Origin of the sequence: Streptomyces sp. RKAG290, from assembly GCF_023701695.1 — a bacterium.
Taxonomy (GTDB): Bacteria; Actinomycetota; Actinomycetes; order Streptomycetales; family Streptomycetaceae; genus Streptomyces.
Window position 1 is genome coordinate 2,046,557 of sequence record NZ_JAJOZC010000001.1, and the last position, 14,227, is coordinate 2,060,783.

The window sequence follows — 14,227 nt, forward strand, 5'->3', positions numbered from 1 at the left end:
TTTTCAAGATACACCGGGGCAAGGTCGCCCCGGCCTGAATCACCTGGCTGCTCAGCTCCTCGGCGATCCGTTCCTCTGCTGCCATATCACTCTGGTGGTGCTCACGTACGCCTCCGCGCGCGCCAGGTGCCCCGTGGGTGGCGGCGAATCCTCCAGACGGTGGTAGAGCGTGATCATCTCGTTGACGAGCACCCGCCCTTCGACGGTCAGCGAGGCGGAGCCGGCCAGTACCGGCAGCACGGCGCCGACCTGTTGGCGGCATCGCGCGTGTTCCGCCCAGGCCAGGTCGCGGTGGGTGACCCGCCGCGCGCCGAGTGCGAACCGCTGCCAGTAGTCGGCGAGCGCGAGGTGCGAGTAGGCACCCTGGAGCAGCCCGTCGAAGGGCCTGGGGTCGGAGCGCCAGGGGGCGAAGTGGCGTGGGGTGGCGTCCTCGTGGTGCAGGCGGACGAGTGCGCCGAGCGCGGCGAGCTTGGTGTGCTGGAGTTCGTGCACGAGGGTCGAGGCGAAGTAGGCGGGCGTGGCCGGTTTGCTGCTGAGGACGGCGCCGAACGCCTCGCGACGGGTGCCGCTGCAGTGGGCCGCGCCCTGGCCGGTGGGGCCCGAGCCGGGCGGCGGCCCGAGCGGGACGAGGCAGCGCAGCAGGACGGCGGCTTCGGTGAGCCGGTGCTCGCCGCCCACCCGCAGCAGGGGTTCGACCCCGGACCAGGACTCCGTCCAGGCCTTGCGCTCGTGGTCGTCGATGTGGGTGGCGGCGCTCAGCCCGTGGCGTTCGAGCCCGGTGCCGCGGGTGCGGTACGGGTCGAGGTCGTCCAGGGGTACGGGGCCGGTGCCGGGCAGTACGGCGGGGAGTGTGAGGACCGGCAGCCAGCGCGGGTCGGCCGAGCTCATGGTGCCGTCGGGCTGGGTCCGTACCGACAGGGGCGGCGCACCGGCCGGCCGCAGCGTCGTCTCGCCTTCGGCGTGGTCGAGTTCGACCGGTCCGGGGCCCGTCCGCAGCGCCCCGAGAGTGGGGAGACAGACCAGGCCGTCGCGGGGGTGAGCCGGGCGGTGCAGGGCAGTGCGGCACGGATCGCGGCCGCTGTCGCGAGCGCGGTCAGGTGGGCCAGGTCGGCCAGGAGGTCCTGGCCCGGGGCGGCGGCGCCGGTGATGCCGCCCAGCAGGCGTTGCGCCCAGGGGCCTGCCAGGGGGTGGAACAGCACGGTGCGCACCGCCGCCCGGTCGGCCCGCTCGGCCGCTTCGAGCAGCGCCCAGTCCTCGCGCAGCCGGTCGAGCAGAGGGGGTGGGCAGACGCGCGCGGGGGCGGCGGCCGCCGCGTCGAGCAGCGCCCTGAGCAGGACGAGACGGCGGGTGTCCTGATCGCGTACGAGCAGGCCGAGGGAGCCGGCGCCGCCCTCGGTGCGGCCGAGTTCGCGCAGTACGCGCTCGGGAATGGCAGGGCTCATGGGGGATCTCCTGCGGTTGCGTCGGCGAGCCGGTCCGCCACGTGGCGGACCAGCCGTTCGAGGTCTGCGCAGTAGACGGAGGGGTTGAGGAAGCCGTTCTCTGCGCGGTAGCGGTGGGCGTAGTGGCCGCCGCCGCAGACGTTCAGCAGCGGGCAGGCACGGCAGGTGGCGGCGAGGGCGCCGGCTCCTGCCTGGCGGGCGGCGACGCCGGGGTGGCGCAGGGCGTCGTCGAAGGTGTGGCGGAAGATGTCGAGTCCGGTGGCGGCCGCGGTGTCGTAGGCGGACTTGAGGGAGTCGACCTGCTCGATCGATCCGTCGGTCTCCACGACGACCGCGTTGACGGGGTCGAGGCCGAGGGACTCGGTGGCGGCGGGCAGGCCGAGGAGCAGGGCGATGCACTCCTCGAAGAGCCGGATCCGGGTCTCCCGCCGGGCCGCCGGCCACCAGCGGTCGAAGACGGCGCACAGCCAGTCGCCGTACGGGGTGGCGCGGCCCGTTCCCGGACCCGTGGCCGGCAGGTCCGGGAGGCCGGGCGGTGGGCTGGTCCAGTTGCCGTGCGGCAGGAGCAGGTCCAGGGCCGGAGGCCGCAGCGCGAGCAGCGACTCGTACATCTCCAGCGGGTCGGTGCGCGGGTCGACGACGGTGAGGATGCCGGCGTACGCGTCGGGGTGGTGGTCGGCGAGCAGCCGGGCGCCGCGCGAGGCGGCGGGCCAGGAGGGGCGGCCCGCGTGGTCGGTGCGCAGGGTGTTGTGGGCGGCCAGGCCGCCGTCCAGGCTGATGCCGATGCGTATGCCGTGCCGGGCGAGCGTGCTGACGCCCTCGTCGGTGAGCAGGGTGGCGTTGGTCTGCACGGTGGTGTGGACGGTGCACCCTTCGGGTGCCCGCTCCCGCACCCGGTCGGCCAGGGCGCCCAGCCTTGCCGGGCCTGCGAGCAGGGGTTCGCCGCCGTGCAGCACCAGGGCGACGTGCCGGAGCCGGTGGGCGGCCGCGTGTTCGGCGATCCGGTCCGCTGTGCGGTCCAGTACGGCGGGTGCGGCGGCGGCGGGGCGGCTGCGCCAGGTCCGGTCGGGGCCCTCGTACAGGTAGCAGTACTTGCACGCCAGGTTGCAGCGGCCGTGCACCTTCACGATGAACTGCCCGAAGGGCACGGCCGGCGAGCGCTGTCGCTCGGCTCGCGGTCCGGGGTCCGGGCGTGACGGCTCGGCCGCCGTACCCGGCTCCGCCCGCGGCGGGCTCCGGTCCGCGGACCGCTCCACGCGCCGTTCCCCCTGCGGCGTCGTCCCTCGCACCACTTGGGCACCCCCGTGCTGTACGTCTGCCGGGGCGGGCGCCGCCACCGGCACGGGGAAGGGGTCCCCGGTGCGCGGCGCGGGCGGGCCCGACCCGGGCGATGGTGTTGTGAGGGGCCGCGCCCCGGACCGCGCTCGTGCGGCGGGTCCGGTACGCGGCGCTGCGGGGCCGCCCGCCTCAGAAGGCGTTGTTGAATCCCCAGAGCATTTCCCGTGGCTGTTCGGCCCGGCCGCGCAGGTCCGCGACCACCTCGGCCAGCACCGGGTGGTCCAGGGTCCGCAGGGTCTCCAGATCGAGACCCAGCAGATCCGGCAGTGCGCCCGCGGCTCCGGACGCACTCCCTCCCGTGCCACCGGGCACACCCGCCCCGTCGTTACGTGTCGACTCGCTCATCACGCCTCCCCGTACTGCAGCACCGGGCCGGCCGGGCCGCGCTCGCCGTTGAGCGCACACCACCGGTCCCGCGTCCCTGACCCGCTTCGTCCCTCTGCCCAGCTCTCGCCGAAGGCCAAGGGCCTCGCGGCCGACCTGCGGCAGACGCCACCGGCCGGCGCCGGTCGCGCGCCGGTCGTGCCCGTGCCCGGCGCACCGCCGGGCCGGCGGCGCCGGGTGCTCGTCGTTGAGCACTCAGCGCTCCAGCTCGGCCAGCCGCCCGGCGCTCGACTCGCCCGCCGCGCCGCCGCCGTCCGGCAGTTTGCGCCACTCCTGGCGGGCCGCCCGGTACGCCTCCCGCGCGGCCCGGGGGCGCCCCGCTCTCTCATACGTCATACCCCGCCAGTGGTTGGCTGTAGCACCCAACTCCACTGCCTCCTGCAGTCGTTGCGGACTCTCCAGCTCCGCTTCCGCCGCTGCGGCAGACTCGGCGGCCGAGCGGAAGGACTCTGCGGCCTCGTCGCGCCTGGACGGCCGGTCCAGTACGTCGGCGGCCTCCAGCTGGGCCCTGCCCAGCTCCAGCCAGCAGCGCGCGGCGGTCAGCGGGGCCGCTGCCTCCTGCGCCGCCAGCCCGAAGAGGTACTCGGCCTCCCGCAGGTCGACCCGGTCCGCGGTGGCCCGGTGCCGCAGCATCAGGGCCCGGCCGAGCATCAGCAGCCGCTCGGACTGGTGCGCTCCGCCGGCCGGCGTCTCGGACCGGCAGTCGCGCAGCACCCGCACGGCCGCGCCGATGTGCGCACCGCCGTCCGGCAGTTCGGCGCGGCGCAGCAGGGTGCCGCCCCATTCGGCGAGCAGGTCGGTGTGGGCCCTGGAGTCCCGCGGGATGCCCCGGGAAGCCCGGGCGAACCACTCGGCGGCCGTTACGAGTTCGTCCGGGTCGCCGGTGTGTTCGTAGCGGGCGACCCGGACCCGTCCGGCCCTGGTCTGCAGCTGGGCGCGCTGACGCTGCTCCCGTACGGTCTCCAGCGCCTGGCCGGTCAGGGCCGCGGCCTCGTCCGGCTCCTCGCCGGATGCCAGCAGCGCGTCCACCAGGTCCAGCACGATGCGGACCTCGGTGCCCATGGTGTGCCCGCCGCCCTGGGAGAAGGCCGTGCGCAGCGAGCGGGCCGCCTGCCGGGCGAACTCCCGGGAGCGTTCGGTGTCCTCGGTGGCGCCGGACAGTTTCAGGAGTGTCCGCCCGTGCTGGAGCGGCAGGGCGGCCGGCCGGTTCTGCTGGTCGGGCCAGGCGTCGGCGAAGGCCTCCAGCATCCCGCAGGCGCTCTGCAGCAGGGCGCTGTCACCGTCGAGCCGCCACTGCGCCTCCAGGGCCCGCACCCGCTCCAGGGTGAGCCGCAGCGCCTCGGCGGGCTCCAGGGCGGGGGCCGCACAGGCGGCGGTGTACTCACGGTCGGCGCGCCGCAGCAGCTCCAGGGCGCCCCGTCGGTCGCCGCGCCGGCGCCGGTCGTCGGCCGCCGCGTGCAACACCTTGGCCAGCACCGCACGTTCGCGAATCGCTCCTGGCTGGGTGGCCGCCCGGTCGGCGGCGTCCTCGGCCTCGCGGAGCAGCTCGGCGCCGCCCTGCACCTCCCACAGCCGCAGGACGCAGCGCGCGTACTCCGCCCAGAGTTCGGGGTCGGCGGACTGCTGCGGCCCTTCGGTGGCTCCGCGCAGCAGCTGCACGGCGTCGATCAGCCGCTGCACCATCTTGTCGGCTTCGAAGTGCCGCACGAGCTCGCGGGCACGCTCCACGGCGGGGGCGGTGCCGGGCGGCGGAGCGCCGTCGGCGTTCTCCTGCTCCCGGATCACGAACCTGGGGGGCATGGGCATGAATCGCTCCAGTACGCGGGCTGCGACCTCGGCAAAGGCATGGGGGACGCGCGGGCCGCCGCGCCTCTCGATCCCCCCGTTCGCCTCGTTCTCCTCACTGTCCTCGGACTCCTCGTTCTCGTACGGGTACCCGGCTCCGGCCGCGTCGTGTCCGGTGGCGTACGAGGAGTCGTCCGCCCCGCCGTCGCCGAGCTGGGCGAAGGCGAGCGCGGGGAAGTTGGGCCCGCCCTTCCCGAACCGCGTCTCGATGTACTGCGAGCAGTGCTTGAGCACGAGCAGCGCCTCGTCCCGGCCCAGCGGCCCGAGCAGCGCGTCCTGGACGCCGGGTTCGAACGCGTACCACTGTCCGCGGCCGCCGCCGTCGGCGCGCGAGAGCAGTCCGCTCAGCAGTACCTCGGCGAGTTCGGAGGGGCCGGAGTGGGGCAGCATCGTGCGCTGCACGAGCTGCATCACCGGCAGGTAGAGGGGCGCGGCCGCGAGGTAGACGGCCAGCTGTCCGGCGACCGGCGAGCCCGCCGAGCGGAAGCGGCTCACCAGTTGGAGCGAGGACAGGGTCGCCCCGGAGCGCTGGGCGGCGGCCGCGGGCTGGTCGGCCCGTACCCAGCCGACCGCTCCGGAGATGCGTGCCGCGCCGGTGCCGGAGAGCAGCCTGGCCCAGGCCGCCAGCGCGTCCGGCACCGGCGGGAGGACCGGTACCGCCAGGGCCCCCGGGTGCACCGCGGGACCGGTCCCGGCGTCCTCGGTGACCTTCAGCAGGGTCGCTCCGGTGAGGCCGTCCCCGCGTGCCAGCGAGCCGAAGGTGACCGGCAGCCGGGTGCGGTTCCACATGCGCTGCGGCAGCGGCTGCAGCACCGCGACCGGGGCCTGCCGGGCCAGCTGGTGCAGCAGCCGGTGGGCGCGCCCGCTGTGCCAGAGCGGTCCGGCGCAGTCGCTGATCACCACGGTGACCCGGCGCCCGGTCGGATCGCTGAGCCGGTCGGCGGAGTGCAGCGGAGCGGCAGCCGGGTCCGAGCTGCGGCTGACCGCGCAGCCGCCGTCCGGGCCCTGGTGCAGATAACGCACCTGCACGTCCCGGAAGGCGCCCAACTGGCCGAAGATCTGTTGGAGTTCGCCGAACATCCGGTCCCACACCAGCATCGAGGACGAGGCGTCCATGACGCATTGCAGGATCGCGTCACCCCGGCCGACCCCGCGGAACACCGGCATGACCATCCCGCCCGCGCGGGCACTGAGGTCCGCGGTCGCCGTCTCGTCCAGGGCGCGGCGCAGCGGGGCGGAGGCCGGGCGGTAGCGCTGCAGGGGGCGGAGCGCGCGGGTGAGTTCGAGGGGCGCCGGCAGGACGGGCGCGGCCGGTACGCCGAGGGTGAGCACGGTGGCGCGGGGTTTCGTCCCGGACCGCCGCTCCGCCACGGGGTCGCCCGTGTCCCGCTTGCCGTCGGCGCGGGCGGGACGCGGCAGGGGATACAGGGCGATCCGCCCGTCGTCCCCCGGCTCGCGCGCCTCATCGGGGCGACCGTCGTCGCCGGTGTCCGGAACGCGCCCCTCCCGCGCACTCTCCGGACCCGCGGGGCCCGGCGCGACGGACTCCTCGGGCGTCCGGGCGGACGGCGACGCCCCGTCGCCCTCGTCCGGGTCCTCCTCCGGAGCGCCGGGGGTCCGGGTCCACCTGGCCAGCCAGAGAGCATCGCAGAGCTGCTCGACATCGGGGTCGAGGCCTGCGCCACGGAGCCGGGCGACGAGCGTGGAAAGTAACTCCCCGTCGTTCGGGGCCGGAGCGGCCGGGCCATCAGAGCCGGCCGACGCCGCGGGCACGGCGGATTTGCCGGACGCCGCAAGGCCACCAGACGCGGCACGGCCACCGGGCACGCCGGACCCGGCACGGGCAGCGCCCGGCGCGTCGGACATCGCAGGGGCACCCGGCGCGTCCGAGACCGCAGGAGCCACACCCGTCACACCCGTCACATCCGTTACATCCGCCGGGAGCGTCTCGGGCCCCTCGTCGGCACCGGGCACACCGGCAGTCCCTTCCGGCCCGCCGTCCGCCGCCCCTTCCGGCGTCCCGTCCGCCCCGGGCATCAGTGGGTCACCTCGGCCTGTCGAGTCGCTGGATGAGCAGGTCGGCCAGCCGGTCGCGGCCGGCCGGCGCCGCGGCGTGGGTGAGGTAGATGGCGTTCAACAACTGGTCCGTGGCCAGGAGTTCGCTGCGCGAACGCTCCAGGAAGTGGGTGATGAGGTCCTCGCTGGAGCGGGCCGCCTCCTCACCGAGGTGGGCCTTCACGAAGGCGGCCAGCCGCTTGTGGTCGGGGCGGTCCAGCTCCAGATGGATGCAGCGGCGCATCAGGGGGGCGGGGAAGTCCCGCTCGCCGTTGCTGGTGAGCACCACGAACGGGAACGCCCGGCACTGCACCCGGCCGCCCTTGATCCGCACCTTGTTGCCGTCGTGGTCCAGCACGTCCGCCTCGCCGTCGGGCAGCCGGTCGACGATCCGCTCCAGCTCTGGAATGGCGAACTCGCCCTCCTCCAGCACGTTGAGCAGGTCGTTCGGCAGATCGATGTCGCTCTTGTCGAGCTCGTCGATGAGCAGCACCCGCGGCCGGTCGGAGGGCAGCAGGGCGGTGCCCAGCGGCCCGAGCCGGATGTAACTGCCCACGTTCTGGGCCGCGTCGGGGCCGACTCCCCCGTCCAGGGACGCGTGCGAGGCGATCTGCACGTCCTGCAACCGGGCGATCGCGTCGTAGTGGTAGAGGCCGTCCAGCAGAGTGGAACGGCTGACGATGGGCCAGCGCAGCACCTTGCCGAACTCCAGCTCACGGGCCACGGAGTGGGCCAGGGTGCTCTTTCCCGCGCCAGGGTCCCCGGTGACCAGCAGCGGCCGCCGCAGATACAGCGCGGCGTTGATCATTTCGAGCTCCTCGGCGCCCGGCCGGTGCTCCTCGGCGATGCGCCCGGGAATGCCGAGCCGGCGGTCGGCGGACTCGTCCCCGCCCGCCCCGTCCGCCGGGGCCGGGCGGCCGCCCGCGAAGTCACGCCAGGGCGGCGGAGGCGGCAACTGCGGTACGCCGTCGTGGGGTTCGCCGATCCCTCGGTAGATGAGCCACTCGCTGGGTTCACTCATAGCGTGTTCCTCGTTGTCACTCGTCCGCCAGGGACAGCAGCCGTCGAACGTGCCTTACCGTAGCGATCCGGCGTACCCCCCGTAAGGGGCGGGCCGGTGCGGTCCTTGCGGTGGTGAGCGGCGGATCGCCTCACGGCGCCTCCAGGAAGTCGCCGGCACCGGGCAGCGAATGGTGCGGGTCGTCGTAGTAGAGGGCGATCCCGTCGGACCAGTACGTCTCCGTACGTGCCGCACCCACTCCTTTTCTCAACTCATGCACCTTGAAAGGCAGTCGGTCGCGGGTGTCGGCGTCCGAAACGGCCTCGGCCACGCGCCGGTGGAAGTTCGTGCAGACCGTGTCGGCCTCCGTGGACCGTCGCTGCAGCAGGGCCACTGCGAAGCCGGCGTCCAGCACCCGCACCACCCCGGCCGTGATCCCGGGGTCCGGCCGCCCGCCGTAACGGCAGAGCACCGGCACGCTCTCGTGTGCCAGGGTCCGCAGCTGGGCGACCTCCGGTACTCGTACCCGCAATCCGCCCTCGCAGTCGACGACTTCGGCCCGGATCCCGCCCTCCGGAGCGGCGTTCCAGCGCGCCAGGCGCTCTTCGGGCGGCCCGTGGTAGGGGCTGCGCAGGACCACCGGGCGCACGACGCCGAGCGGCAGCCCGTCCGAGGGGAGCTCCCAGCGGTCGACCTCCAGCGCGAACAGCGCGGGGGCGAGCGCGACCTGGAGCATGGCCGGGCTGCCCGGCTCGTCGCACTGCCTGAAGGCCTCGGCGAGCGCGGCGGCGAGCCGGTCCGGCAGGGTGTGCAGCGCGGTGCCCTGGCTGTCCTCGCCGACGGGCAGCATCTCTCCGGTGTGGCGCACGACACCGATCCGCCAGTCGTAGCGGTCCCGGGCCCAGCCCTGGGGTTCGAGCTCCAGCAGGACGTGAGCCCGTTCGCCGTGGCGGACGGGGTCGGCCAGCGGCGCCCGGGCCCGCCGGCGGTTCTCCTCCAGGCGCAGGCGGACGGCCGCCCACTCCATCGCGAGCTGCTGCCTGAAGTCCCGGGAAAGCTCCTCGTCCGCGATGCGCTTCACCCACTCCCAAAGCGACTTGGCCGCGGTCCTGGTGGACGGCACGTCGAAGGGCCGGTCGGCGGCGAGCACGCCCATGCAGTAGCGCAGGACCAGTTCGAGCGGGGCCTCCCGGTCGCGGGCACGGGTGTCGTAGAGCACGCCGAGACCGTCCCGCCAGCCGCGGGGGCCGGGCGGTGGTCACGGGAGTGGACACCCGGCAGGGCGTCCAGGAGGGCGAGCAGACTGCGGGTACTGACCGGGGGCGGGAACTCGGCGAGCCTCCCCAGCAGGTCCGCCCGCCGCTTGGGACCGAGGATCCCGCCGGGCGGGACCGACAGCTCGCTCTGCGCGTCGGCCCAGGTCCGCTCGGTGCTGGCGGGGCTGTTGTGCCGGTCCGCGTGGTAGCGGTCGTGGGCGTGGAAGACGGACTGGTAGAGGTCGTCGGCCTCGGCCTCGACGGGCACGGACGGCACCTTCAGGGTGCGCAGCCGCTCGATTCCCACGGCCGTTCCGCCCTGGTGGTTGTCGAGCCGCGACTTGATCACCCCGACCACCTCGCCCCGGGCGAGGTCGACCACAGGTCCGCCGGACATGCCCGGCTCCAGCCAGTCCCCGTCGAGCCTGACGACCTGTTCGGCGTCGTCCGACGCGCCGTAGGCGCCCTTCACCACGCAGACCCCGCTGCGTTTCAGCAACCCCCCGCTCTGCGAGGGCGCCCAGCCCACGCAACGGATCTCGCGGCTGCGGAGCATGGCCTCGGAGCGCTCGGTGACGTACACACAGGTGTGCTCGACGGGCCGCTGGAGCTGGATCAGCGCGAGGTCGGGGGCCGGCCAGCCGGTGGCTCCCGGCGGCCGGGCGCCGGGCATCGCGGCGACCACCTTGCCGGGCACTTCGGTCAGTTCGGTGCTGTAACGGTCTCCCTTGAACCACACGTTCACCACGCCCCCCTCCCCCGCATCGCCACGTGCGCGCACGTCAGGATCCAGCTCGGGGCGATGAAGAAGCCGCTCCCCAGGAAGTCCCCGCCAGGTCCGTCATGGGCATACCCGGACGCCGGGCGATGGATGCGCACGGTGGCGTCGTGCACGAGGTCCATGAGTGCAGCCTGCGACCGGCCCAGCACTCCCTCTGCGCCCCCGTCGCCCTCCGAGGTCATCCCCAGCCGCCGTCGGTGTCGTCCGCCCCGTCCGGGTGCGCCGGGGCGCCGGGGGACGCACCGGCGGGCGCACCGGGGGCGCGGGCGCCGGCGCGGTGGGCGGCGCCCCCGGGGCCGCGAAGGGGACCGGTGGCAGGGGCGCGCCCGAAGGCGCGGGGGCCTGAGCGGGTACGGGCACGGGTGCGGGTGCGGGCGGGTCGACCGGGGGGCCGCCGCCGTTCCAGCTGAGCGTGATCTTGATGGCGCCCTTGGCCTCGCCGTCCGCGAGGAGCCCGACGATCTTGCCCGCCCTGGCGGTGAGCTCGATGCCGAACTCGACACTGACCTCGTCCGGCCGCACGGCCCGCAGCGGCACGGCGAGTGAGCGGGCGACGCTGGTCACCACGCCCTGCAGACTCTCGACCCGTGCCTGCACCTGGTCGCCTATGTCGCCGAACCCGGTGTCCGTGTATGTCGGACCGCCGCCACCGGGCGCCGGCCGTGTCAGTTCCTCGGCTCCCGAGATCCGGGCCCAGACCGGCGTGCCGTCCGGCATCTCAATGCGCGTAATACGGGCCCCGCTGTCACCCATGACACCCCCCGTTCCCCAACTACCCGCAGGTTAACGGCCGTAGGCGGCCGATGCGAGGGACATGGACCATGACGCGAGGGCGCGTCGAGGCGGTTCTGGCGCCGCCCGGGTGGCCGCCGCGGGCCGGCTCCAGGGGGCCCGTCCGCACTGCCACCAGGCATTAAACTTGCCGCCATGTACTTCACCGACCGCGGTATCGAGGAGCTGGAGAAGCGGCGAGGCGAGGAAGAGGTCACTTTCGAGTGGCTCGCCGAGCAGCTGCGTACCTTCGTCGACCTGAATCCCGACTTCGAGGTGCCGGTCGAGCGCCTCGCCACGTGGCTGGCCCGGCTGGACGACGACGAGGACGACGAGGAGTAGTCCACCGCCGCCGTCACCACCCGCCCCCTCCCGCCACGTCCCGGCTGTCAGGCGGGCCCGCCGCCCTCCCCGCCCGGGCCGTCGTCCCGGATCCGGTCATACGCGAGACCGAGTGCGCCGTGCACGATCAGCAGGGCGCCCGCGAAGACCCAGCCACCGCTGCGCCGCCCGGCCCCCCAGAGGGCGAGCGGGAGGCCCGCGGCCAGCTGGGCGCCCGCCAGGGCGCGGGCCTTCGGGCCACGCAGCCAGGGCCCGACGCGACTGCTCTCGACCGCTTCGAGTTCGACCTTGACCGCGTCGCGCCAGCCGGTCCACTCGATCCACTCGGCCTCCGGCCCCCCGCCGGCTCCGGCCGTGAGCACGTCGGAGGACCGGCCGGGGTCGAGTCCGGCCGGGAGCTTCAGCCCGGTACGGGTGAGGACGGCGAGCAGCCCGCGCAGCCGGGCGGCGGCGTCCGCCTCCGGACCGGGTCCGGTCAGGGCCTCCAGCGCCTGGACGTCCGGTACGGGATCGAGACCGAGCCGCTCGGCGAACGTGCGCATGGCCTCGTCCTCACCGGCCGGGGTGCCGTCGGCGAGCCAGACGTAGCCGACCGGCCGGCGGAAACCCGCGGCCAGCGTGTATCCGGCACGGTCGCCGTCCCACCAGAGCGCGAGCACCGGCCAGGTGGAGCCGACCGCGAGCGCGGTGGCCCAGCCGCTCAGCACCCGGTCCACCGGCTCGGCCGCCTCCGCCGTCCCGGCCCGGTGGTCCTGCCAGGGCCGCCCCTCGGGTACGAGGACACTCCAGCCGTCCCCGGCGGGTGCGAGCAGCATCCGCTCGCGCAGCAGGTGGGCCACCGGCCGCACGGTCTCGGGTTCGGCCCGGCACAGCAGCAGGGCTCCCACGGGTGGTGTCGCGTCCATGTCCCACACCGTAGGACAAATTGCCACTATTTGATGCACTTTGCCCCCATACCCCCGCCCACCACCCGTCGCGGAGCGCCTTGACTTCCCCGATCCGCGATATATCGTGTTCCGGAAGAGACGCGATATGTTGCGTCATCCGCGCTCCCCAGGAGGTCAGATCCATGCCTGTGTCGACGTGGGCCATCGCCGGGCCTGAGAAGCTCACCTTCGACGAACCGGTGACGGCACTCAGCGTGCGCATCGTCAACGGTACGGTCAATGTCGTCGGCACCGAGGAAACGACCGCCAGGCTCGAGGTCACCGACATCGAGGGACCACCGCTGATCGTGACCCAGGACGACGGCGTCCTCACCGTCGCCTACGAGGACCTCGCCTGGCAGGGCTTCCTCAAGTGGTTCGACCGCAAGGGCTGGCACCGGCGCGCGGTCGTCTCCCTCGCGGTCCCGGCCGGTTCGGCGGTGGAGGTCGGCGTGGTCGGTGCCGGCGCCTTCGTCTCCGGAATCCGCGGCCGCACCGACGTGCGCGGCGTCACGGGCGACACCACTCTCGTCGCACTCGCGGGCCCGGTCGGCGCGGACACCGTGTCCGGCAGCCTGGAGGCCCAGGCCGTCACGGGCGACCTGCGCTTCCACTCGGTTTCCGGCGATCTGACGGTCGTCGAGGGCGCCGGCACCTCCGTACGGGCCGAATCGGTCAGCGGCAACATGGTGCTCGACCTCGACGCGACCGGGAAGCCCACCGACATCCGGCTGACCACGGTCTCCGGCGAGGTCGCCATCCGGCTGCCGCACCCGGCGGACGCGAAGGTGGAGGCGAACACCGCGAGCGGCTCCGTCTCCAACGGCTTCGAGGACCTGCGGGTCAACGGCCAGTGGGGGCGAAGAGGATCACCGGCACGCTCGGCGCCGGTACCGGGACGCTGAAGGCGACGACGGTCTCGGGGTCGATCGCCCTGCTGCGCCGCCCACCGGCCGAGGACGATCCGCACGACGCCGAGCAGACCGGAAAGGTGCTCTGACATGCCCCCCGTATTCGCCCACGGCCGCCTGCGCCTCTACCTGCTGAAGCTGCTCGACGAGGCTCCCCGCCACGGCTACGAGGTGATCCGGCTGCTGGAGGAACGCTTCCAGGGGCTGTACGCGCCCTCGGCCGGCACCGTCTACCCGCGGCTGGCCAAGCTGGAGGCCGAGGGCCTGGTCACCCACGCCACCGAGGGCGGCCGCAAGGTCTACTCGATCACCGACGACGGCCGCGCCGAACTCGCGGGCCGCACCGGCGAACTCGCCGATCTGGAGCTGGAGATCAGGGAGTCGGTCTCCGAACTGGCCGCCGAGATCCGCGACGACGTCCGCGGGGCGGCGGGCAAGCTGCGCAGCGAGATGCGCGCCGCGGCGGACGAGTCCCGCCACGGCGGCACCCGCTCCGGCACCAAGGGAGGCAAGGAGTCCCCCTTCGGCGGCTTCGGTGACCTCGGCGACCTCGGTGACTTCGGCGACAAGGAGACGTGGCGCAACGCCAAGGAGGAGCTGCGCAAGGCCAGGCAGGAGTGGAAGGAGCAGGCGCGCCGGGCGAAGGACGAGTCCCGCCGCGCCCGCGAGGACGCCGACCAAGCCCGCCGCCAGGCCAAGGAGGCCCAGGAGCGGGCGCGCGAGCAGATGCAGAACGCCGCCCGCCAGGTCCAGGAGCACTTCGCCCGCGGTGACTGGCCCGCGGGCGTCCGGGAAGGTCTGGCGGAGATCACCGGGCAGCTGTCCGGCTTCGCCCGCACCGGCGGCCGGCCCCCGTACACCAAGGCGGACACCGCGGACGCCGACCCCGACTGGGGCAAGGACACCGGCAGCACCGGCGACCCGGCCCGCGATCTGGACCGCCTGCTGGACCGTTTCCGCGACGACATCCGCGACGCGGCCCGGGACCGGGGGGTCACGGCGGACCAGCTGTCACAGGCCCGCAGCCACCTGTCGACGGCGGCGGCCCACATCGGGGCGCTGCTGCGCAAGGACGCCGGCGACTCGAAGTAGGGACCGTCAGGGGTCCGGGGTGCGAACCACGCACCCCGGGCCCCTGACGCTCAACCGGCTCCCGGCCGGTCGGCCCGCACCGTC

11 protein-coding genes and 2 pseudogenes are annotated in these 14,227 nt (G+C 74.3%); 3 read left to right on the top strand and 10 right to left on the bottom strand.

Annotated features, from left to right (window positions below; translation table 11 throughout):
- Window positions 1-51 precede the first annotated feature (51 nt).
- The 9 genes and pseudogenes from LNW71_RS08520 to LNW71_RS08560 all read right to left on the bottom strand — a co-directional run bounded on the left by LNW71_RS08520 (window position 52) and on the right by LNW71_RS08560 (window position 10,854).
- Window positions 52-1,442 (bottom strand): annotated as a pseudogene (locus tag LNW71_RS08520) (HEXXH motif-containing putative peptide modification protein).
- Window positions 1,439-2,590 carry an FxsB family cyclophane-forming radical SAM/SPASM peptide maturase gene (locus LNW71_RS08525; RefSeq protein WP_250971933.1) on the bottom strand — a complete coding sequence of 384 codons (1,152 nt, stop codon included), beginning with the start codon at window positions 2,588-2,590 and terminating at the stop codon, window positions 1,439-1,441. Before LNW71_RS08525 ends, LNW71_RS08520 begins: the two are co-directional and overlap by 4 nt.
- 319 nt (window positions 2,591-2,909) lie before the next feature.
- Window positions 2,910-3,125 (bottom strand): FxSxx-COOH cyclophane-containing RiPP peptide, encoded by a 216-nt coding sequence (fxsA, locus tag LNW71_RS08530; RefSeq protein WP_250967689.1) that lies wholly within the window; start codon window positions 3,123-3,125, stop codon window positions 2,910-2,912.
- 234 nt (window positions 3,126-3,359) lie between these two features.
- Window positions 3,360-6,875 carry an SAV_2336 N-terminal domain-related protein gene (locus LNW71_RS08535; protein WP_250967690.1) on the bottom strand — a complete coding sequence of 1,172 codons (3,516 nt, stop codon included), beginning with the start codon at window positions 6,873-6,875 and terminating at the stop codon, window positions 3,360-3,362.
- A gap of 178 nt (window positions 6,876-7,053) precedes the next feature.
- A complete protein-coding gene (locus LNW71_RS08540; protein WP_250967691.1) occupies window positions 7,054-8,085 on the bottom strand; it encodes a MoxR family ATPase in 1,032 nt (343 codons plus the stop codon).
- Between the two features lie 130 nt (window positions 8,086-8,215).
- Window positions 8,216-9,220, bottom strand: coding sequence for a hypothetical protein (locus LNW71_RS08545; RefSeq protein ID WP_308294562.1), 1,005 nt, complete (start codon window positions 9,218-9,220; stop codon window positions 8,216-8,218).
- Entirely contained in the window at window positions 9,142-10,068 is a 927-nt protein-coding gene (locus LNW71_RS08550) for a trypsin-like peptidase domain-containing protein (RefSeq protein ID WP_250967692.1), read from the bottom strand. Before LNW71_RS08550 ends, LNW71_RS08545 begins: the two co-directional genes overlap by 79 nt.
- Window positions 10,062-10,223: a hypothetical protein gene (locus LNW71_RS08555; RefSeq protein WP_250972261.1), complete on the bottom strand. Its 162-nt coding sequence runs from the start codon at window positions 10,221-10,223 to the stop codon at window positions 10,062-10,064. The genes LNW71_RS08550 and LNW71_RS08555 overlap by 7 nt, the downstream gene beginning before the upstream one ends.
- Window positions 10,162-10,854 carry a CU044_2847 family protein gene (locus LNW71_RS08560; RefSeq protein ID WP_308294466.1) on the bottom strand — a complete coding sequence of 231 codons (693 nt, stop codon included), beginning with the start codon at window positions 10,852-10,854 and terminating at the stop codon, window positions 10,162-10,164. The genes LNW71_RS08555 and LNW71_RS08560 overlap by 62 nt, the downstream gene beginning before the upstream one ends.
- Window positions 10,855-11,028: 174 nt before the next feature.
- Here LNW71_RS08560 and LNW71_RS08565 point away from each other — a divergent pair, with 174 nt between their 5' ends.
- Window positions 11,029-11,214 (top strand): DUF6104 family protein, encoded by a 186-nt coding sequence (locus LNW71_RS08565; RefSeq protein ID WP_030207192.1) that lies wholly within the window; start codon window positions 11,029-11,031, stop codon window positions 11,212-11,214.
- A 47-nt stretch (window positions 11,215-11,261) separates the two neighbouring features.
- On the opposite strand, the gene LNW71_RS08570 is transcribed toward LNW71_RS08565, so the two are convergent.
- Complete coding sequence (locus LNW71_RS08570; protein ID WP_250967694.1) at window positions 11,262-12,119, bottom strand: hypothetical protein; 858 nt, start codon at window positions 12,117-12,119, stop codon at window positions 11,262-11,264.
- Between the two features lie 164 nt (window positions 12,120-12,283).
- Between LNW71_RS08570 and LNW71_RS08575 the strand changes: the two are divergent.
- Window positions 12,284-13,140, top strand: a pseudogene (locus tag LNW71_RS08575) (DUF4097 domain-containing protein).
- Between the two features lies 1 nt (window position 13,141).
- A complete protein-coding gene (locus tag LNW71_RS08580) occupies window positions 13,142-14,143 on the top strand; it encodes a PadR family transcriptional regulator (RefSeq protein ID WP_250967695.1) in 1,002 nt (333 codons plus the stop codon).
- Window positions 14,144-14,227: the final 84 nt, after the last annotated feature.